The following is a 19,222-nucleotide window of genomic DNA, read 5'->3' as shown; positions in this document are numbered from 1 at the left end:
ATAAGTATACAGTCCAGTTGTTTTGCTCCCATATTCAAGAAAATGCGCGCCGAGCGCACTTTCTTCTTTATTATTATATTTAGTAGCAAGAAATAATTATAGCTGGCAATGAGTTAAGTTATTTGTTAAAAGTAATTAATAAATATATTAGCGTAATATTGGCAGAGATATGCGCAATGAGCGCACTATAAAATTATAATAAATTTCGGAGGGTTTGGTGTCTAATTCAGGGACGTATTATTTAGGCCGAGTTTTAAAACTAGGTACTTTAAACCAAGAAAAGTTGATGAAAGCAATCAACGAACCTGTATCGATATCTTATCGGGGCTCATCATGGACATTTATAGATGTTCAGGAAGTAAATACAATGGGGCAACATTACATCTTTGGTAGGCTCAGTAAGTACAAACCATTGGGTGAAGTTACGATCGTAGATACCAAGAGAAGAACAGAAGAAACCCAAATAGAACCTAATTTAAAAGTTGCATCGAGCCCTTTTGTATACATACCATCACATTCGGGAATAGCATTTCTCAATGTGTACAATCATATCGAGCAAAAAGCTTTCGTTAATCGTTTCTGTTCAATTGTTGAAGAAACATACCAAAGGTTCTTTGTTGATTGTGATATCGAATTAGTTTCTGATTTACGTTCATTCTCTGCCAAAATTTCATCTCTGGAGGGCATTTATCATGTTAACGCAAAAATCTCACCGCCAAATCCAATGTTTGGTTGTTTATGGGCAGAACTAAAAGATTATTTAATTAAACGAAATACAGATCGTATGACCGTGGTAGAAGACTCTCCAGAAAACCAGCCATTGAATACAGATTTAGCCTACCACATAGAGAGAGCGGCAAACCAAACAACTGAAGAACAATATACCTCTGAAGTGCCTCTTCCTATTGGTGATGCAGCAATTTTAATGGCTGCTGATGGTTATGGTCATGGAACTGTCAGAGGCAAAAGAGATAATGATTTTGTTACAATTAAAACTTCTGAAACGGTTAAGAATTTTTCTTTCGATAAAAATCCAGAACCAGAGGCTTTATATGCTAGAGCGGTAGAAATTTTCAATGATATAAAAGATAAAAGACACTTGGGGCATTAATGCAAAGGCTATTAGATATAATTCGTTTCAGCGTTATTTCGCCTGAGTTTTTAATGCTACTAGTTGTTTTTGTGCTTAATTATTACTTTCCTTTCATATTCGAGTTTATCGGAAGTAAACTGAAAAGTGATGATGAAATATGGAAGTACATACCTGCATTACCAATGTTGTTTTGTGGGTTTACTTTTAAGTTTTCATCTAAAATAACGACTCCGCTTGAAAACGCCTCCAATAAACCCCTTTATGAATGGGGGGCATTTCATAAAATTAACGATCGAGTTGTAGCATCATATTTAATTTGTATTTTATGCTGTTTTGCAGCTTTTTCTATTTGGTTGCTAGTTAATGAATTGGAATCAAATATTTTAGGTTGTATATTAATTGCCGCAATATCAATTTCAGGTTTAACTGCTTTCCAAATTATTTTAGCGGCTCAAAAAATTAGGCAAGTTGTTGAACTATATACGTAGAAATTTATAACAAGTTGCTTAAACTGATAAAAAACAGTTGGTTTTGCTCGTTCCTTGCTTATTTTAGCCAACAATTTTTCGCGCGTTTAGCAAGGCGTTATGTTTCATATTGGAAATCCGAACTAGTGTTTACTAAAAAAGAAAATACAAAGGAAATTTCAATCGAACTTACCTTATTGAAAGAGCGGTTCGATTTTGAAATGAAATATCTGAAAGATTATTTAACTTTTTCCATTGAATCTGTAGATGAACGGACGCAAAAACTAGCTGATAAAATTTACGAAGACACACTAGCAAACCCTGATTTAGAAGGGATGCTACAAGAGATGTATGAACAAGAGCATAAAGCTATTTCAAGCTACTTGTATCATTCATCAATTGTTCTTGTATATACTGTTTTTGAAAGCACATTGTCTCAAATTTGTACTGAGTTAAAGTTTTCTGCAAAAATCCCTTTTTCTTTTGAAGAGGTTAGTGGTGCAGGTAATATAATGAAAGCATTAAGTTACTTAAAAATGTCAGCAAGCTTACCGAAACTTGAAGTCGAAAAAATCACACCAAAATTTGGAAAGTTCCAGCAGCTAAGAAATTCTATCGCTCATAAAAATGGTCGATTTAGTGGGAAAGATCAAAAAGCTATTGATAAACAACGTACTACTTTTACCAATGAATTCCCATGCATTGAATTAAGCCCTGATCAGAAACAATTTTACATCATGTAGGCTAAACCAGTTGAGGACTTCATTCTACTAGTTGAAAAGGCAATTGAGTTTATTATTAATCATATAAAAGACCAGACCTTCGTTGTTGAAACATAACAAGTACCTCAATTCGCTCTAAAGTTCGCTCGGACAATTAAGAATGAGCTATTGTCGCTGCGCTCAAAATAAACAAGACATCCACTCTAATTTTTGAAGTTTGACGAGTGAACTAACACCCATCTTTAATTTTGTACTTACAATGTTTCAAACTATGCTTTAGGCAGTATGAATAAATAGGCAGGGTGTTCCATCATGGCAATTGCAAGAAAGCGTCAGGTTAGTTTGGCTGATACGCGATATTATCATTGTATTTCACGTTGTGTATGCCGAGCCTTTTTATGCGGAGAAGACCATTTTACAGGTCAGTCTTATGAGCACCGCAGAGGATTGGTAGAAGATAGGCTACTTGCCTTAGTAAAAGTATTTTGCATAGATGTGTGTGCTAATGCTGTGATGAGTAATCACACTCATTTAGTACTGTATGTAGATGATAAAAAGGCCAATAGGCTAAATGACAAAGCCATTATTATTCGTTGGCATAAAGTGTGTAAAGGCACGTTATTAACGCAAAAATACCTGCAAGGTGAAAAACTCACTAAAGCAGAGCTTATTTTTTCAATCAAACAGTAAAACAATACCGGGAGCGGCTATCTAGCATCAGTTGGTTTATGCGCTTGTTAAATGAAGGTATTGCGCGCAAAGCAAATCAAGAACACAACTGCACTGGTCGATTTTATTCGCTACCATCCATGGCGTTCACCCTTCGGGCTGCCTAACGGCATTCAAATTTATTCCCTATAAATTTGTGGGAAGGGCCTTTCCCTTCGATAAAGAGTAATCACAAGCCTTGCTAGATGAAGCCGCACTAGCTGCTTGCATGGCGTATGTAGATTTAAATCCAATTAGAGCAAAGATAGCCAGCACCCCCGAAGAATCAAATCATACCAGCGTGAAAAAGCGATTAGAAAGTGCAGCAACAGGCAAGTAGCCTAAAAGTTTACAACTTACATTGGACTTTTTGAATTAAAAGGGCGTGTTGTATTGGATACACGTGATGACAAACCGGCAATATTGATTTACCTTTTTGCAAGATAAGTTTGTTCAATCACTAATAATAAGAGCTACGGAAATTGCCGTGGTTTTTATGGGGTATTGTAAACTGACATGTTTGACCTCAAAATAGAAATGTGTAATGCTCAACGGCTTTAATACACGGATGAATGAAATTAAAGGAATAAAAAATGACAAATAGCTTTGTTACCCCCAACGATTATGCAATTCACGTTGTAGAAAAACGTATGACCATCGATGCACTTATCATCGTCCTTTACAATGCCCCTACAGAAAAAACTTTCACTCATTTTAAGTTTGTAAATTCTCACCTAGTTGAGGGCTTTGCAAAGCCTGGCCAAATAGTGCTTATATCTCCTACAAATAGCCAAGAATGTACTGAATTTGAACAACAATTTCAGAAATACGCTGATGAAGTAGATAAAAAACTACGAGAATTAGATGAACGTGAGCGTGAAATATTAGCTAAGCGTTATGAGTTGCTTAGTAATGTAGCAAAATATAATGGCATGCTTTTAGGTGTTGCTAATAACTCATGGACAACCCATGTTACGCAAGTCAAAACTATTCTAACTGATTTAGAGACTGCTTATGTAAATAGTTACAATCGCCATGGAAGTTTAAAAAATTCACAGTTTTTACAAAGGCGAAAACTGATGTTTACTCGATTAGATACAGCGCTTAGTCGCTTTGCTCAGCCCACATTAGGAGGTGGTTTAGCTGCTGGCAATATTCGTCAAAACTTGGGGTTGAGTTCTAAAAGTATGATCCATCACTGGAAGTCACAAGGTGGGGTTGCACAAAGTATTCCGCATTTTGCAGAAAATTATAAAACTGTTGCAAACATGGCAAAAAACCTTAAACGAGTTGGTTATGTTGGTATTGCTTTAACGGGTGTTGAGGCCAGTGCAAATATTGTTAAAGCTTGCACTGAAGGTAATACTCAAGCTTGTACTAAAGCTAAGTATGTTGAAAGTGGCAAAGCTATTGGGGCTATAGCTGGAGGAGCAGGTGGGGGCTTTTTAGCCACCTATGGAGTGTGTACTTTAGCGTTTAGTATTCCTTCAGGGGGAACAAGTGCGTTGTGGTGCGGTATCGTTGCAGGTGCTGCTGGTGGTATTGGCGGTGCAGCAGTCCTTAGTAAATATGCTGGTTCTGGTGGTGAGTTCATATATGAGGTTATTGAAAAGTAATGGAAACACTCGAACTTTTCACACTCGCTTTAATTTTTATAATTGTAGTGGGTTCTTTCTTAATTTTATTGCCTATGTTTTTTTTTATTAAGAGCAAAAAGTTACCTATAGCTGAGAGAATACTAGATGATGGCAAGTCTATTTATTTAATTAATGGTTTTACAGCGGGAATGGGAATATTACATTATGCAACAGTATTTTTTTGGGGGTGGCACGCAAAGCGGTATGATTTATATGAAAAAAGAGAGCAAGTCCCTAAAGATATACAATGGTGGCTTATAGCATATTATATTTTATTCATGCTTATGAGCTTCTTACTCATTCTATTTTGTTTAGTGATGCATTTTGGATTCGACAAAACATGATGATTAATCACAGTAAATACTTGAGTGCATAAAAACACGTATGGGATCACTACCCAGTGGTTGAAAAAGCACTAAAGTAAGTTTGTTTAAAAATTAATAGCACTAAAGCCACAGCTAACAGCCGTGGTTTTTTATAGGGTAAAAGTAAATAGGCCTATTTGACCTCAAAATAGGAATGTGTAATGCTTAGAGCACTTAATACACGGATGAATGAAATTTAAGGAATAAAAAATGACAAACAGCTTTATTACCCCCCAATGATTACGCAATTCACGTTGTCGAAAAACGTATGACCATCGATGCACTTATTATCGTACTTTACAACGCCCCTACAGAAAAAACTTTCACTCATTTTAAGTTTGTAAATTCTCACCTAGTTGAAGGTTTTGCAAAGCCAGGCCAAATAGTGCTTATATCTCCTATAAATAGCCAAGAATGTACTGAGTTTGAACAACAATTTCAGAAATACGCTGATGAAGTAGATAAAAAGCTACGAGAATTAGATGAACGTGAGCGTGAAATATTAGCTAAGCGCTATGAGTTACTTAGCAATGTAGCAAAATATAATGGCATGCTTTTAGGTGTTGCTAATAACTCATGGACGACTCATGTTACGCAAGTCAAAACTATTCTAACTGATTTAGAGACTGCTTATGTAAATAGTTCCAATCGCCATGGAAGTTTAAAAAATTCACAGTTTTTACAAAGACGAAAACAGATGTTTACCCGATTAGATACAGCGCTTAGTCGATTTGCTCAGCCCACGTTAGGAGGTAGTTTAGCCGCTGGCAATATTCGTCAAAACTTGGGGTTGAGTTCTAAAAGTATGATCCACCATTGGAAGTCACAAGGTGGGGTTGCACAAAGTATTCCGCATTTTGCAGAAAATTATAAAACTGTTGCAAACATGGCAAAAAACCTTAAACGAGTTGGCTATGTTGGTATTGCGTTAACGGGTGTTGAGGCCAGTGCAAATATTGTGAAAGCTTGCTCTGAAGGTAATACTAAAGCCTGTACTAAATCTAAGTATGTTGAAAGTGGCAAAGCTATTGGGGCAGTTGGTGGCGGACTACTTGCTGGAAGCTTTGTCGCTACTTATGGAGGTTGCAATCTTATTTTTGGTGCCCCATCCGCAGGAACTAGTGCATTTTGGTGTGCTATTGTTGCTGGGGCAACAGCAGGTATAGGGGGGGCTGCGGTAGGTAGTAAATATGGTGAAGTAGGTGGAACATTGCTTTATGAGGTTACTGAAAAATAATGACGCTATTAGAAATACTCGCTCTCTCTTTAATGTTTTCATTTTTAGTGGGATTCTTTTTATTTTTATTTCCTTTGTTATTTTTTATCAAAAGTAAAAAATTGCCGATAGTTGAACCTATTCTTGATAACGGTAAATCTTTTTATTTAATGAATACGTTTGCCGCTAGTGTGGGGATATTACATTACGGCACTGCTTTCTTTTTTGATTGGTACGCAAAGCGATATGATTTATATGAAAAACGAAAAGAAGTGCCTAAAGATATTCAGCGCTGGTTTATTGGCTACTACATTTTATTTATGCTGATGTTATTTGTATTTGTGTTGTTTTGTTTGGTGATGCATTTTGGATTCGACAAAACATGATGGCTCATCAAGTAATTGTGAGCTTGCACAAAGATTAACCAAGCGGCCGATTTTATAGAAAAATAAAAACAGTAACACTAAATTTACTCCTAGGAGAGGTGTTGGAGAAAGTATTTACAGTGTTAAGGAAAAATAATGAGCCTTCCCGATTTCTTTGTAGTCGCTTTAGGGCTTACTATTTTTATTTTATTTTTTATAATATTAACACCGATGCTGTTTTTTATTAAAAATAGAAAATTAAAAAATGTGGAAAAAATTCTTGATGATGGTAAGACTTTTTATTCATTAAATATACTAACAGCTGGAATGGGAATATTGCATTACGCTACTGTTTTCTTTTGGGGCAGACATGCAAAGCGGTATGACTTATTTGATAAAAGACAGTTAGTACCTAAAAGTGTGCAGCGATGGTTTATCGTCTATTATTGCTTGTTTATGGTTATGTTTGTTTTATGCTGCATTGCTGCATTGCTGCATTGCTGCATTGCTGCATTGCTGCATTGCTGCATTGATTGTGCATTTGGGGTTAGGCTAAAGTTGGTCACTTGTACTAATGCAATTAATTGATCTATCTTCCATTCAAGTCATTTCAGCATATTTGTTTTTCGCTGGTTGTGTAGGTATTTTTATTTGGATTGGTTTGGTTATTTACTTAAAGAGTAAGTGGTTAACATTACTCGAAGAAACTCTTGATGATGATGTTAGGTTTTATAGCCTTAACATCTTTTTATCCGCTAGCGGAATTCTGCACTACGCAACAGTTTTTATTTGGTCCTTTCATGCTAAGCGTTACGGAATGCTTGAAAAAAGGCAGAGTGTACCTAAACACATTCAAAAGTGGTTTGTTTTTGCTTTTTTTTGGTTGATGTTTAGTGGGGCATTAATGGTAATACCTGCTGTTATCACTTAAGTGTATGCTCAATAAAATAAACTTATAAGATAATTGGACTTCTTACATATACACAGAAGTAAAGATTGTATTTAGGAGTTCAATTATGAATAAGTTAATGGCTGGTGTCGATTTAGCTCATTAATTAGGTTTGTAATTTTTGCAAACATGGCAAAAAACCTTAAACGAGTTGGTTATGTTGGTATTGCTTTAACGGGCGTTGAGGCCAGCGCAAATATTGTTAAAGCTTGCTCTGAAGGTAATACTCAAGCCTGTACTAAATCTAAGTATGTTGAAAGTGGCAAAGCTGTTGGGGCTGTGAAAAAAATTAAAGAAGACATATATGGTCACTCCGCCAGCGAGTTTTTTACTAAAAAAGGTAACGGTCCTATGACATATATCCGGCGTCTAATGGCTATTTCGTTGCCGCGCCCTCATGAGATCCAAGAAGTCTTATTTGCCTTTGTACCCACGATGCCTCTAGGGCAGCTGTTAAACTGAGGTAAGCTGCTACCTCTGACGAATAAGCCACCTAAATACCGGTAATACCTTGCAAAATGCCAATTAAAACAACAGTAAATCCTTTTTTATATTTTATGTGAAAGCGAGTTCTTGATTGAATCAAAATAGCAACTCGTCTATGGTTAATGCATCAATAAAAATAAGTTAAAAACGAGTTATTCTACAGGCTCGTTAAGTTTCTGGGAGGTTTCGGTGATTGTCAGAAAAATGGAAGAGAAAGATATTGAAGCTGTAAGCGCAACTTGCATGGCTTCGTTTTTGCGATCTGTTGCAGACACATTGTCGGAAGAAGGGATTTCAACCTTTTCGAAAATTGCGGCGAGTAATGCTTTTCTTGACAGAATGAAGGGTGACAACTTAATATTGGTGTCTGAAAAGAATGGGAAAATTGAAGGCGTGATCGAGCTAAAGGAAGGTCGTCATGTTGCAATGTTTTTTATTAGTCCTGAACAACAGAAAAAAGGTATTGGGAGGGAGTTGCTTTCATCTGCCCTGAATCACGCAAAGGTTGAAACTGTCACCGTCAGCGCATCCCTATCTTCAATTCCCGCCTATGAGAAATACGGGTTTGAGTGCGAGGGCGAAGCAGCAGAGTCGGCAGGTTTGGTCTATCAGCCTATGGAGATCAAACTTAACAAAGTAATGCACGCGACAAGCGCGTGATTGCGGCGTTGAGGCTGTAATGTTCTCTTTCTTAAGAAAAACAGCCAATTTTATGGGTTTAAAATGCATTACCTAAGGCTTTAAAAACGCTTGGAGTTAATTACAGGAGCTCGTTTTTACCTTGACACAAGATTCGTTAGCTAGAAAGTTTTTAAGGAGTTAGTTATGTTCAAAGATTCACCAGAAAATACCGAACAACTCGGCGCGATCAATAAGAAGATTGTTGCTGACGGAGAAAAGCTTCCAGCGGTTACTCTTTTGGACGGTAGTAGGGTACAAACGGGCACGGTCGCAACAATGCTGCGTAACGTCGAATTGTATAACTCGGGCGAGCGAGGTGAGGTAGAGGCAGAACTTGAAACTGCTGTCCCTACCTTGATTAAGGTGGGACTTTTCGATTTGTTCTCTTTGGATGAATGGATTAGCGGTGCAAACCCCGGGCGGAGTTTCGTTGGTCGGTGTGCTAAAAAATATCTCGCGAGAAAAGCAAACAAATCATCACGGCAGTTGACCATCCAAGGCGCTGTCGCGCTTCGAACGGCAACTAAGTAAATGGATCTCAGAGTTAATTAAATGGAAGAATTCAATGTATCAATTTTTCTTTTCATAAATCAATATGCAGGAAAAAGTAGTATTTTAGATGCTGTTTTAATAGGCGCAGCAGAGGTGATGCCTTACGTTTTTATGTTCGTAATGCTCTACCTATGGTTTGATGTTAATATAGAAAGAAAAAGGTCTAGCTTAAATGCTGGGTTATCTGTGTTACTTTGTATGTTAACGAGCTATGTTATTTCTCTTTTTTATTACCATTCACGTCCATTTATGGATGGTATAGGTACGCAATTGGTGGAGCATGCGCCAGATTCTTCATTCCCTTCAGATCACACTACTTTTATTTTCTCTATATCCGTCATGTTGCTTTTCAATAGCTCAACTAGGGGCATAGGTGCCATTTTATGCTCGCTTAGCTTAATCAGCGGCTTATCGAGGGTTTTTGTTGGCGTTCATTACCCTTTAGATATTTTAGGTGCTATTTGGGTGGCAATATTTTCTTCCGTGGTTGTATTTAAATTACAAAGTAAAACCTGTTTTATTTTAAATTATTTGGTGTGTAAAATGCGTAACACATATAAGCCTTAACTCTGTCAGTTGCATTTGTATTCTTTTTGGTCGTTTTTATACAATGATGGCTAATTTAAAATCATTAAATGTTACCAGCAATGCAAAAATGATCGACTTCAATAATTGAAATTTGATTGCACTGGTCAACCAATTTTCTACAGATCCATTAGGGCTTACTAAAAATAGTTGTAAGGGTGGTGAAATGGTTAGGTTTTATCTGGTGTTGGCTTTGTTAGGTATTTTACTCCCCTATGGGGCTTTTGTTCCTTGGCTAGTTACCAATGGTTTTGATATTGCTCTCTTGTTTAATGACGTGATGGCAAATTCTATTAGCATATTTGCTTGGCTTGATGTTGTAGTGTCTGCCGTTGTTTTGTTGGGGTTTATCATTGTCGATGGTCACAGAAATAAAGTGACATATCGATATTTTGCTGTGCTGGGCACGTTGTTTGTGGGTGTGTCGTTTGGGCTTCCACTTTATCTTTACCTCAAAGAAAAGCAGTCACTTGAATTACAGTCCTAACAAATAAGTATGGCGCCAATAGCTATTTTTAAGCATCTGATGCTTCCCACATTTTGTTATCTATTTAGTATTGAATTTAAGAACATCTTGGCGTACCTATCGTATTGCATATCGATAGGTACGCCAAGATGTTAGCAGATATAATGTTAACACCCTGGCTAGGCTCAGAGTAAGCTTATAATTATTAAATAATCTGGACTCTAATATAAATCTATCTCACTTCATGGTTCCCGCTTTTGCTTCTATAAACGTAATACGACCACTCGTATTTGCAGGATGCATTAATTAACGACTGCCTTTACTGTTCATTTTTCAAATTAGCTGGTTCTAATAAACTAAACGTAGGTAAGCGCCATTTGAAGCGTACAGATGCCATGCGTATTAAATACCCTACAACTAGGCTTGTAATAACGCTGATGTTGTCATCAATGTTGTAGTGGTGTAGTGCTAGATATAAACAAGCTACAATCAGCGCTACGCTGGCGTAAAGCTCATGATGTAATACTAGCGGCGCTTGGCGACAAATTAAATCACGTAATAATCCACCAAATACGCCGGTAACAATAGCAGCGACTACACAAATACCATAGTGCAAACCCATATTAAGCCCCACTTGGCAGCCAATAATACTAAATGCGGCAAGCCCTAAGGCATCTAAACGCATAAAAATGCCTTTAAATTTAACCACCCATTTTGCAAGCCAAGTTGTAATAATACCGGCCATGCAAGTGATCAATAAATATTCTGGATGTTTTACCCAAGTTAAAGGGTAATTGCCAAGTAAAATATCGCGTACGCTACCACCACCAATTGCAGTGGCACTGGCTACTAACATAACCCCAAACCAATCCATGTTTCTTCGCCCTGCGCTTAGCGCACCGGTCATGGCTTCGGCTGTAATACCAATAATATAAACAATCGTTAATAGCATAATATATTCACTTGAATTTTTAAGAGCAAAAACAGGAGTGCGATTGTAGAGAGAAACTAATAAAAAGACGAGTGAGAAATTACACTAAAAACGTTCAATTTCAGATAAAAAAAACTAATGTGAAAACATTGCGTGAACTGGTTGTTAATGGTTTGTTTTCTTGGGTGGTGGGTGTAAAAAATAAGGACAAAGACCGTGAGCAATGTAATAAAATGTATGTGTTTAGCTGGAACCTCGCGCAATTAATCGTGGCGTTAGTAGGGTGCTTTGTACTTGTTCACCACGAATTAGTTTTAGCAAGTTTTCAACTAGCATTTGTCCTGCAATTGTGGTGTTTTGCTCTATGGTTGTGAGTGGCGGGTTTACATAGCTGGCAATAGAAATATTATCAAAACCTATTACTGCTACATCTTTTGGCACGCTAATATTGGCTTCCTTTAAGGCACGTATTGCGCCTATAGCAATGAGATCGCTTGCAGCAAAAAGGGCATTAAAGGTAATATTGTTGGCGATAAGCGAACGCGTGGCATGATAACCAGACTCTTCGGTTGAAATCGCATTCGCTATTTTTCGCTCACTTAAGGTAATTGCATGTTGTTGTAACTCGTCTTTAAAGCCATTAAAGCGAGCAAAAAATTCAGGGCTATGATCCGATGCATCACCAATAAACGCACAGTCTGTACGGCTATGGGCAATAAAATGCGTAGCAGCAAGTTGGCCACCGCCATAGTTATCACAGCTAATTGTTAAGTCGGCACGATTATCTACCGTTGCTCCCCAGCATACAAATTTGGTGTTTTGTTCAAGTAAGGTATTAAACTTAGGCTGAAAATCAATGTAATCGCCATAACCTAATAAAATAATACCGTCAGCACGGTGACTGTCTTCGTAGTCCGCTTGCCAATCTGAGCTTGCAGACTGAAATGAGACTAATAAGTCATACCCTTCTTTTGCGCAGGCACGCGTTATGCTGCCTAGCATAGCTAAAAAAAACGGATTGATTTGTGACTCATCAGCTGTGGGATCTTCAAACAGTAACAAAGCTAATGTACTACTTTGTTGAGTTCGAAGGTTACTCGCATTTTTGTCGACTTTGTAGTTAAGCTGTTTGGCTACCTCAAAAACACGTTTGCGGGTTTCTTCATTCACCAATGGACTATTGCGCAAGGCGCGCGAGACAGTGGATTGTGATACCCCTGCGTAGTGTGCAATATCAAACGATGTAGCTTTACCTTTCATACACAACCTAACTATTTCAAGTAACTAAAGTGCAAATAACTCGTGTTATTCTCGTTTATTTACTGATTTTTACAAGCTATTTATCAGTAATTTATCAGTAATCTAAAATTTTTATTGATTCAACCCTGACACCGGTGTCATAATGCGGGTGTTTTATCATTTTGTTGTCAAAACGTATTGGCTGCCCATTTAGTTGGGCAGCATTTTTTTATACTAGAGTAACTACTTTGAGGTGATAGCTCAAAGTTTAGCTTATAGCGATAGCAAGACCATTGAAATTACAATAATAAGTACGGTTATAGCTAAGTATATGTATATAAACCGCTTAGACAAAAGAGAAAACACGATGAACTCCAAGCCAAATTCAGAATTCGATCCTATCTTAGTGGCCGACATCGGCGGCACGAATGCCCGTTTTGCTTTAATTACTGCTTTTGACCTACAAAAAAAACAATTTGTTATTGAGTATAATATTACGTTCCCCAGTGCCAATTTTGGTTCATTGGAAGCGGCGATAACGCATTATTTATCTCAAGTTAGTCATATTCAACCTCGCCGCGCGTGTTTAGCCGTAGCTGGGCCAATAAAAGTCGGCCAAGTACATTTAACTAATTTAGGGTGGCACTTTAGTGTGGCGCAAGTAAAAGCTGAGTTTAATTTAGCTCAACTGGAAGTGATCAACGATTTCGCTGCGTTTGCCTATGCTGCACCTTATTTAGATCCACAACAAAACATTGCAGTTAAAGCAGGACAAGCCGATACTGATGCAAATATTGCAGTTATGGGTCCCGGTACTGGTTTTGGTGCTGCGTGTTTAGTGCGTACTAGTCAATCAAGTGCTGTTTTGAGTTGTGAAGGTGGGCATATAACGTTGGCGTCAGTGAGCGAATTAGATACTCAGCTGATCATTGAATTACGTAAGCTATTGCCACATGTATCGGTTGAAACGGTATTTTCAGGGCCGGGTATTGCTCATTTGTATCAAGCAATGGCAGCTGCAAAAGGTGTCGATGCTAAAAATCTAACAGCGGCACAAATTAGCGAATTAGCAAATAGCGGTGAATGTGCTATTTGCGATGCGACATTAAATCAATTTTGTGATTGGATTGGCAGTGTCGCAGGCGACTTAGCACTGGCATTTGGTGCGTTAGGTGGTGTGTATATTGGTGGGGGTATTTTACCGCGTATGCAAGCGCGTTTACTTGCTAGTCGTTTTGTTGAGCGTTTTGGTGCGAAAGGGATCATGTCGCAGTATGTGAGCCAAATACCAGTGACGTTAGTCACACAAGATAATATTCCACTTATTGGTGCTGCTGCATGTTTGTACGTCAATGAGCAGTCATAATACATCGCGCATAGGGGTGTTTTTGGGAAGGTTGGATGAAGAAAGTTACTATAAATAGTGTTGCAAGTTATGCCGGGGTCTCTAAAAAAACCGTGTCTCGGGTTTTAAATAATGAACCTAATGTTAGTGATGCAACGCGTGAAAAAGTTCTTAAGGTTTTTAAAGAGCTCGATTACACTCCTAACCCGATCGCCCGCGGTTTGGCGCAAAATCGCAGTTTTATTATTGGTTGCATTTACGATAACCCGAGTAAAAGTTATATCACTCGGGTGCAAACCGGTGCACTTGCTGCGTGCCAAGAAAACAAATATAACTTGTTGATCCACCCATGTGATTTACGTGGTGATGCGTTGATCAGTAATATTGAGCATTTACTACAATCTTCTCGTCTTGATGGATTGGTATTGACGCCGCCATTTTCAGATTTTAAGGTATTAGTCGATTTTCTCAAAAGTAAAAAAATTCCGTATGCACGCGTTGCATCAGCAGTGCTTGAAGACGATTCAATTTCAGTACGCAGTAATGATGAGCAGGGCGCATTTGAGATCACTGAGCACTTAATTAAGCTTGGTCATAAAGCGATCGCGTTTATTAAAGGCCACCCAGATCACAGTGCTACTGAGCAGCGTTTCAAAGGTTATCGCAGAGCACTTAGCATGCACGGCATTGAATTTAATGAGCGTTTGGTTGAAGAGGGTAACTTTAGTTATCATTCTGGGGTCGATAGTGCGCGCAGCATTTTAGACTTAATCCCATGTCCAACTGCGGTATTTGCATCAAATGATTATATGGCTGCGGCGGTGTTAAAATTGGCAACACAACGTCAATTTAAAGTACCTGATGATATTTCTATCGCGGGTTTTGATAATGCGCCAATTGCTCGTCATATTTGGCCTGGTCTTACTACCATAGCGCAACCGGTAGAGGAAATGACGAAACAAGCGGTTACTAAATTGATTGAGCATATTGGTGAACCGCAAGAGCAACCGTATCAGGTTACGCTTGAAGCACGATTAATTACACGCGAGTCTACCGCACAAGTTAGATAAAGGCTTTTCACAGTTGCCCGAGTTTGAGTGACGCTTACTCGGGCATTTTTTTGCTTAACAAAGCAGTCTGCATGTTGTTGCTATATGGGTTTTATTATCCGCTCATAGGTACTCACGATTAATATGATTTAGATTATAAAAACTTACTTTAATCAATGTATTAAACTAATAACTCCCCACATTCACCGGCACTCCAGCAACACAATTTAGCAACCAAGTTAGATCCCCTTATGAAAAATTATTTTCGTTCATTATTTGGTCATTTAAAATATTTAAACTAAATTTATTGGATAGGGTTGACACCGGTGTCACTGACATGCGTTAATACAGTGACACCGGTGTCAGGTTGATTGTGAGAGACAGCCTGCCAACGTATACCTTTGAACGGGTAAATCAAAGATGCTCAGTGCAAGTTCATTCGTGGAGTATGCACTTGCCACTGAGCCTTTATCCTCTAACCTTAGAGATGAGTCGAATTTTATGTTACATCCTCGTATTCAAGAAGTCACCGAACGCGTCATTAAACGCAGTAAAGCTACTCGCCAAGCCTATTTAGAACGCATTAATTATGCAAAAAAACAAACAAGAGTTCGTTCAGGTTTAGGTTGCGGTAATATTGCTCACGTAATGGCTGCCTGTAGCAGTGATGATAAAGCACGTTTAAAAGCTGATGAGCAGCCAAATTTAGCGATTATCAATTCATATAACGATATGCTTTCTGCGCATGTACCATACAAAGATTACCCTGATTTAATTAAAGACATTGCTACAAAGTACGATGCCACAGCTCAAGTTGCAGGCGGCGTGCCAGCCATGTGTGATGGCGTAACTCAGGGCCGTGATGGCATGGAGTTATCGCTTTTTTCTCGTGATGTAATTGCGATGTCGACAGCTATTTCATTATCACATGATGTATTTGATGGCGTATTTTGCTTAGGCGTGTGTGACAAAATTGTCCCTGGTCTGTTAATTGGTGCTTTATCATTTGGTCATCTACCTGTGTACTTTTTGCCCGCAGGTCCGATGCAATCAGGCATTCCAAACAAAGAAAAAGCCCGTATTCGACAAAAGTTTGCTCAAGGCTTAGTAAGCCGTGATGAGCTGTTAGAAGCGGAGAGTGCGTCTTATCACAGTGCGGGTACTTGTACGTTTTACGGTACTGCAAATAGTAACCAAATGTTGATGGAAATTATGGGCTTGCACCTACCTGGTAGCTCGTTCATCAATCCATATACAGAATTACGTGATGGTTTAACCGGTAATGCGGTAGAAACCATGCTTAAACAATTGATTCAAAGTAAAGATGCTAATTGCTTAGCGGATGTTGTAACTGAAAAAACCATTATTAATGGTTTGGTTGGTTTGTTAGCAACTGGTGGCTCTACTAATCATGCAATTCACTTAGTGGCAATTGCCAAAGCGGCAGGCGTTGAGCTGACATGGAAAGATATGTCGGACTTATCAGAAGTGGTGCCACTGCTAACACGTATTTATCCAAATGGTTCTGCTGATGTAAATCATTTCCAAGCTGCAGGCGGCATGGGTTTCCTTATGAGAGAACTCGTTGGTGCAGGATTCTTGCACAATGACGTTAAAACCATTGTTGGCGAAGGTCTCGAAGCCTATACCCAAGAACCACGTTTAGATACTGATAGTAACCTGATCATGACGAGCGCAACCGGCCCAAGTAAAGTTAAATGGGTGTCGTGTCCAGAGAATTCATTAGACGAAGATGTACTTCGTCCAATTAACAACCCATTCAGTAAGCAAGGTGGCTTACAGTTATTAACTGGTAACTTAGGTAAAGCCGTGATCAAAGTGTCTGCGGTTGCGGTTGAGCATCAAGTTGTTACGGCACCTGCAAAAGTATTTGCTTCACAAAGTGCATTACAAGAAGCCTATACACGCGGTGAGTTGAACCAAGACTTTATTGCTGTACTGAAAGAGCAAGGTCCAAAAGCCAAAGGTATGCCAGAGCTGCATAAGCTCACGCCAGTAATGGCAACCTTGCAAGATGAAGGTTACAGGGTAGCGATCGTAACTGATGGTCGTATGTCAGGTGCATCAGGTAAAGTGCCAGCGGCAATCCACTTAGCACCAGAGGCTGTTGAAGGCGGCATTATTGCTAAGATTCAGGAAGGTGATCTAATCACTCTTGATGCACCAGCAGGTATCTTAAAAGTACATGTAAGTGATGAAGAATTAGCACAACGTGAATTACAGCTTAGTGTACCTAGCTTAACGTTTGGTACGGGCCGTGAGTTGTTCACAGGATTTAGAAATATCGTAAGTAGTGCAGACATGGGCGCTAGCGCCTTTGGAGTAGAACAATAATTCGCCAAACTGGGTATGAGGAACACACTATGAGCATAGAAAAAATATTATCATCGGCACCGGTAGTGCCAGTGGTGGTCATTGATAATTTAGAGGATGCAGCGCCACTAGCAAGAGCGCTATATAACGGCGGTTTAAAAGCACTTGAAATTACACTGCGTACACCAATTGCTGCTGAAGCTATAAAGCTAATGAAAGCAGAAGTACCAGAAGCCTATGTTGGCACAGGTACTGTGGTAGACAAAGCAAGCTTTGATGCATCAGTTGCTGCAGGTGCTGATTTTATGGTGAGCCCAGGTGTAAGTGATGAGCTTTTAGCATTGGTAAAAGGCACTGATATTCCATTTTTACCGGGTGCCGCAACGCCAAGCGAAGTAATGAAATTGGCCAGTCACGGATTTAAGTTTTTAAAGTTCTTTCCAGCGGAGGCTGCGGGCGGCACTGCGATGCTTAAATCGATTGGTGGGCCATTACCACAACTGACATTTTGTCCAACCGGTGGTATTAGCCTAGCAACCGCACCTAATTATTTAGCACTTAGTAATGTTATTTGTGTAGGTGGTACATGGATGCTAGATAAACAACTAATTGAAAATAAAGACTGGCAAGCTATTGAAGCGCTTGCTCGCCAAGCAAGTGAAGTTAAATAATTTAAGTGGAGTTTTGAAATGATTAATGTAGCAATTAATGGCTATGGCCGTATTGGTCGCAATGTTTTACGCGCGCTTTATGAGTCTGCACAAAATAATGAAATTAAAATTGTCGCAATTAACGACTTAGCACCGGCTAATGTTAATGCACATTTAACACAATATGATTCAGTGCATGGGCAATTTTCTCATAAAGTAACGCTTGCTGATAACACCATGTTGATTGGCGACGACGTTATTACTCTTACCCAAGAACGCGACCCTGCTAATCTTCCATGGAAAGCATTAAACGTTGATATCGTTTTAGAATGTACGGGTTTTTTCACTAAGCGTGAAGATGCTGCAAAGCATATTACAGCGGGCGCGAAAAAAGTAATCGTTTCAGCCCCTGGTACTGATTTAGATGCAACCGTTGTTCACGGTGTAAACAGTGGTGTGATCACTGCAGATAGCAACATTATTTCTAATGCTTCATGTACAACTAACTGTTTAGCACCAATTGCCAAAGCAATTAACGATACAGTAGGTATTGAGCAAGGTAGCATGACGACAATCCACGCTTACACGAATGACCAAAACTTGTCAGATGTATATCACCCAGATCTATACCGCGCGCGTAGTGCAACACAGTCTATGATCCCAACTAAAACGGGTGCAGCTAAAGCAGTTGGTTTAGTGTTACCTGAGCTTGCTGGTAAACTAGATGGCATGGCGGTACGTGTACCAACAATTAATGTGTCGTTAGTAGATTTAACGTTTATTGCTAAGCGTGACACAAGCATTGAAGAAATTAACCAAGTAGTTAAAGATGCTGCGTTTGGCTCTATGAAAGGTATTTTAGAGTACAATGAGCTGCCGCTTGTTTCTATCGACTTTAACCATAACCCAGCATCATCTATTTTTGATGCAACGCAAACGCGTGCTGATGGTAAATTGGTTAAAGTAATGGCGTGGTACGACAACGAATGGGGTTTCTCAAACCGCATGTTAGATCAAGTTAAAGCGCTGGGTGCTTATTTATAATTTTTCCGTGTAGTTAAATTTACTTTATCCAGCCAAGCCACGCATTGCGTGGCTTTTTTAGTTGTCGTTAACTAAAATGTAAACTAAGGGGGTAAATGCAAAACCCTAAAAAGAAATATATAAGGCTATTTTTTCCATATCTTAAAAAGAATTCGACATACTAAAATTGGAAATACACTTACGAGTCCATAAAACATAGCTTGCCTAGTATCAGCTGAAGATGAAAGCCAGTGATAGGCTATAGCAGTAAATATTAATAGATAAATAAGTAAATTAACGAGTTTATTCATTTTACTGGCTTTTTCTCTTCTGCCTTTAAACAAGACAGATAATTTAAG

At 38.7% G+C, this 19,222-nt stretch carries 22 protein-coding genes and 1 pseudogene; 20 read left to right on the top strand and 3 right to left on the bottom strand.

The features are described from left to right. Positions 1-217 precede the first annotated feature (217 nt). From J7338_RS19940 to J7338_RS19865, 15 genes and pseudogenes are all read left to right on the top strand, one after another. Positions 218-1,111, top strand: a complete 894-nt coding sequence (locus J7338_RS19940; RefSeq protein WP_210798707.1) for a DUF4747 family protein — start codon at positions 218-220, stop codon at positions 1,109-1,111. Further along, positions 1,111-1,581, top strand: a complete 471-nt coding sequence (locus tag J7338_RS19935) for a hypothetical protein (RefSeq protein WP_055011876.1) — start codon at positions 1,111-1,113, stop codon at positions 1,579-1,581. Before J7338_RS19940 ends, J7338_RS19935 begins: the two co-directional genes overlap by 1 nt. Positions 1,582-1,706: 125 nt before the next feature. Next, a complete protein-coding gene (locus J7338_RS19930; protein WP_210798706.1) occupies positions 1,707-2,303 on the top strand; it encodes a hypothetical protein in 597 nt (198 codons plus the stop codon). 291 nt (positions 2,304-2,594) lie between these two features. Beyond that, positions 2,595-3,327, top strand: a pseudogene (locus tag J7338_RS19925) (hypothetical protein); the annotation flags it as partial. A 256-nt stretch (positions 3,328-3,583) separates the two neighbouring features. Then, on the top strand, positions 3,584-4,606 hold the full coding sequence (locus J7338_RS19915) for a hypothetical protein (RefSeq protein WP_210798705.1): 1,023 nt from the start codon (positions 3,584-3,586) through the stop codon (positions 4,604-4,606). Next, on the top strand, positions 4,606-4,971 hold the full coding sequence (locus tag J7338_RS19910; protein ID WP_210798704.1) for a hypothetical protein: 366 nt from the start codon (positions 4,606-4,608) through the stop codon (positions 4,969-4,971). The genes J7338_RS19915 and J7338_RS19910 overlap by 1 nt, the downstream gene beginning before the upstream one ends. A gap of 289 nt (positions 4,972-5,260) precedes the next feature. Beyond that, entirely contained in the window at positions 5,261-6,229 is a 969-nt protein-coding gene (locus J7338_RS19905) for a hypothetical protein (RefSeq protein WP_210798703.1), read from the top strand. After that, entirely contained in the window at positions 6,229-6,594 is a 366-nt protein-coding gene (locus J7338_RS19900; protein WP_210798702.1) for a hypothetical protein, read from the top strand. The genes J7338_RS19905 and J7338_RS19900 overlap by 1 nt, the downstream gene beginning before the upstream one ends. Positions 6,595-6,729: 135 nt before the next feature. Further along, on the top strand, positions 6,730-7,161 hold the full coding sequence (locus tag J7338_RS19895; protein WP_210798701.1) for a hypothetical protein: 432 nt from the start codon (positions 6,730-6,732) through the stop codon (positions 7,159-7,161). Further along, positions 7,148-7,504, top strand: a complete 357-nt coding sequence (locus tag J7338_RS19890; RefSeq protein ID WP_210798700.1) for a hypothetical protein — start codon at positions 7,148-7,150, stop codon at positions 7,502-7,504. The genes J7338_RS19895 and J7338_RS19890 overlap by 14 nt, the downstream gene beginning before the upstream one ends. Before the next feature lie 147 nt (positions 7,505-7,651). Next, positions 7,652-7,984, top strand: a complete 333-nt coding sequence (locus J7338_RS19885; protein ID WP_210798699.1) for a hypothetical protein — start codon at positions 7,652-7,654, stop codon at positions 7,982-7,984. 228 nt (positions 7,985-8,212) lie between these two features. Further along, the gene (locus J7338_RS19880; protein WP_210798698.1) at positions 8,213-8,668 is read left to right on the top strand and encodes a GNAT family N-acetyltransferase; all 456 of its coding nucleotides are present in this window, start codon (positions 8,213-8,215) and stop codon (positions 8,666-8,668) included. 165 nt (positions 8,669-8,833) lie between these two features. Next, entirely contained in the window at positions 8,834-9,220 is a 387-nt protein-coding gene (locus J7338_RS19875) for a DUF7709 family protein (RefSeq protein WP_210798697.1), read from the top strand. 21 nt (positions 9,221-9,241) lie between these two features. Next, the gene (locus J7338_RS19870; protein WP_210798696.1) at positions 9,242-9,808 is read left to right on the top strand and encodes an undecaprenyl-diphosphatase; all 567 of its coding nucleotides are present in this window, start codon (positions 9,242-9,244) and stop codon (positions 9,806-9,808) included. 184 nt (positions 9,809-9,992) lie between these two features. Beyond that, positions 9,993-10,313 (top strand): DUF2834 domain-containing protein, encoded by a 321-nt coding sequence (locus tag J7338_RS19865; RefSeq protein ID WP_210798695.1) that lies wholly within the window; start codon positions 9,993-9,995, stop codon positions 10,311-10,313. Between the two features lie 298 nt (positions 10,314-10,611). Here J7338_RS19865 and J7338_RS19860 read toward each other — a convergent pair whose 3' ends face one another. After that, positions 10,612-11,244 carry a trimeric intracellular cation channel family protein gene (locus tag J7338_RS19860; protein ID WP_210798694.1) on the bottom strand — a complete coding sequence of 211 codons (633 nt, stop codon included), beginning with the start codon at positions 11,242-11,244 and terminating at the stop codon, positions 10,612-10,614. Positions 11,245-11,466: 222 nt separating this feature from the next. After that, positions 11,467-12,483, bottom strand: a complete 1,017-nt coding sequence (locus tag J7338_RS19855; protein WP_210798693.1) for a LacI family DNA-binding transcriptional regulator — start codon at positions 12,481-12,483, stop codon at positions 11,467-11,469. Between the two features lie 346 nt (positions 12,484-12,829). Here J7338_RS19855 and glk point away from each other — a divergent pair, with 346 nt between their 5' ends. The 5 genes from glk to gap all read left to right on the top strand — a co-directional run bounded on the left by glk (position 12,830) and on the right by gap (position 18,884). Next, the gene (glk, locus tag J7338_RS19850) at positions 12,830-13,828 is read left to right on the top strand and encodes a glucokinase (RefSeq protein ID WP_210798692.1); all 999 of its coding nucleotides are present in this window, start codon (positions 12,830-12,832) and stop codon (positions 13,826-13,828) included. A gap of 35 nt (positions 13,829-13,863) precedes the next feature. Further along, positions 13,864-14,877, top strand: coding sequence for a LacI family DNA-binding transcriptional regulator (locus tag J7338_RS19845; protein WP_210798691.1), 1,014 nt, complete (start codon positions 13,864-13,866; stop codon positions 14,875-14,877). 480 nt (positions 14,878-15,357) lie between these two features. Next, the gene (edd, locus tag J7338_RS19840) at positions 15,358-17,211 is read left to right on the top strand and encodes a phosphogluconate dehydratase (protein WP_210798690.1); all 1,854 of its coding nucleotides are present in this window, start codon (positions 15,358-15,360) and stop codon (positions 17,209-17,211) included. Between the two features lie 29 nt (positions 17,212-17,240). Continuing rightward, positions 17,241-17,861, top strand: a complete 621-nt coding sequence (gene eda / locus J7338_RS19835) for a bifunctional 4-hydroxy-2-oxoglutarate aldolase/2-dehydro-3-deoxy-phosphogluconate aldolase (RefSeq protein ID WP_210798689.1) — start codon at positions 17,241-17,243, stop codon at positions 17,859-17,861. An 18-nt stretch (positions 17,862-17,879) separates the two neighbouring features. Continuing rightward, positions 17,880-18,884 carry a type I glyceraldehyde-3-phosphate dehydrogenase gene (gene gap / locus J7338_RS19830; RefSeq protein WP_210798688.1) on the top strand — a complete coding sequence of 335 codons (1,005 nt, stop codon included), beginning with the start codon at positions 17,880-17,882 and terminating at the stop codon, positions 18,882-18,884. Positions 18,885-19,009: 125 nt separating this feature from the next. On the opposite strand, the gene J7338_RS19825 is transcribed toward gap, so the two are convergent. Continuing rightward, positions 19,010-19,222 (bottom strand): hypothetical protein (locus tag J7338_RS19825; protein WP_210798687.1); only part of this gene is annotated, 213 nt, incomplete at its 5' end.

Origin of the sequence: Pseudoalteromonas ostreae, from assembly GCF_018069805.1 — a bacterium.
GTDB lineage: Bacteria > Pseudomonadota > Gammaproteobacteria > Enterobacterales > Alteromonadaceae > Pseudoalteromonas > Pseudoalteromonas ostreae.
This window is presented reverse-complemented; position numbering and strand designations above follow the sequence as displayed.

Coding starts and splice junctions, on each gene's coding strand:
- J7338_RS19935 (WP_055011876.1), top strand. CDS start 1,111: ATGCAAAGGCTATTAGATATAATTCGTTTCAGCGTTATTTCGCCTGAG.
- J7338_RS19915 (WP_210798705.1), top strand. CDS start 3,584: ATGACAAATAGCTTTGTTACCCCCAACGATTATGCAATTCACGTTGTA.
- J7338_RS19910 (WP_210798704.1), top strand. CDS start 4,606: ATGGAAACACTCGAACTTTTCACACTCGCTTTAATTTTTATAATTGTA.
- J7338_RS19905 (WP_210798703.1), top strand. CDS start 5,261: ATGACCATCGATGCACTTATTATCGTACTTTACAACGCCCCTACAGAA.
- J7338_RS19900 (WP_210798702.1), top strand. CDS start 6,229: ATGACGCTATTAGAAATACTCGCTCTCTCTTTAATGTTTTCATTTTTA.
- J7338_RS19895 (WP_210798701.1), top strand. CDS start 6,730: ATGAGCCTTCCCGATTTCTTTGTAGTCGCTTTAGGGCTTACTATTTTT.
- J7338_RS19890 (WP_210798700.1), top strand. CDS start 7,148: ATGCAATTAATTGATCTATCTTCCATTCAAGTCATTTCAGCATATTTG.
- J7338_RS19885 (WP_210798699.1), top strand. CDS start 7,652: ATGGCAAAAAACCTTAAACGAGTTGGTTATGTTGGTATTGCTTTAACG.
- J7338_RS19880 (WP_210798698.1), top strand. CDS start 8,213: ATGGAAGAGAAAGATATTGAAGCTGTAAGCGCAACTTGCATGGCTTCG.
- J7338_RS19875 (WP_210798697.1), top strand. CDS start 8,834: ATGTTCAAAGATTCACCAGAAAATACCGAACAACTCGGCGCGATCAAT.
- J7338_RS19870 (WP_210798696.1), top strand. CDS start 9,242: ATGGAAGAATTCAATGTATCAATTTTTCTTTTCATAAATCAATATGCA.
- J7338_RS19865 (WP_210798695.1), top strand. CDS start 9,993: ATGGTTAGGTTTTATCTGGTGTTGGCTTTGTTAGGTATTTTACTCCCC.
- J7338_RS19860 (WP_210798694.1), bottom strand. CDS start 11,244: ATGCTATTAACGATTGTTTATATTATTGGTATTACAGCCGAAGCCATG.
- J7338_RS19855 (WP_210798693.1), bottom strand. CDS start 12,483: ATGAAAGGTAAAGCTACATCGTTTGATATTGCACACTACGCAGGGGTA.
- glk (WP_210798692.1), top strand. CDS start 12,830: ATGAACTCCAAGCCAAATTCAGAATTCGATCCTATCTTAGTGGCCGAC.
- J7338_RS19845 (WP_210798691.1), top strand. CDS start 13,864: ATGAAGAAAGTTACTATAAATAGTGTTGCAAGTTATGCCGGGGTCTCT.
- edd (WP_210798690.1), top strand. CDS start 15,358: ATGTTACATCCTCGTATTCAAGAAGTCACCGAACGCGTCATTAAACGC.
- eda (WP_210798689.1), top strand. CDS start 17,241: ATGAGCATAGAAAAAATATTATCATCGGCACCGGTAGTGCCAGTGGTG.
- gap (WP_210798688.1), top strand. CDS start 17,880: ATGATTAATGTAGCAATTAATGGCTATGGCCGTATTGGTCGCAATGTT.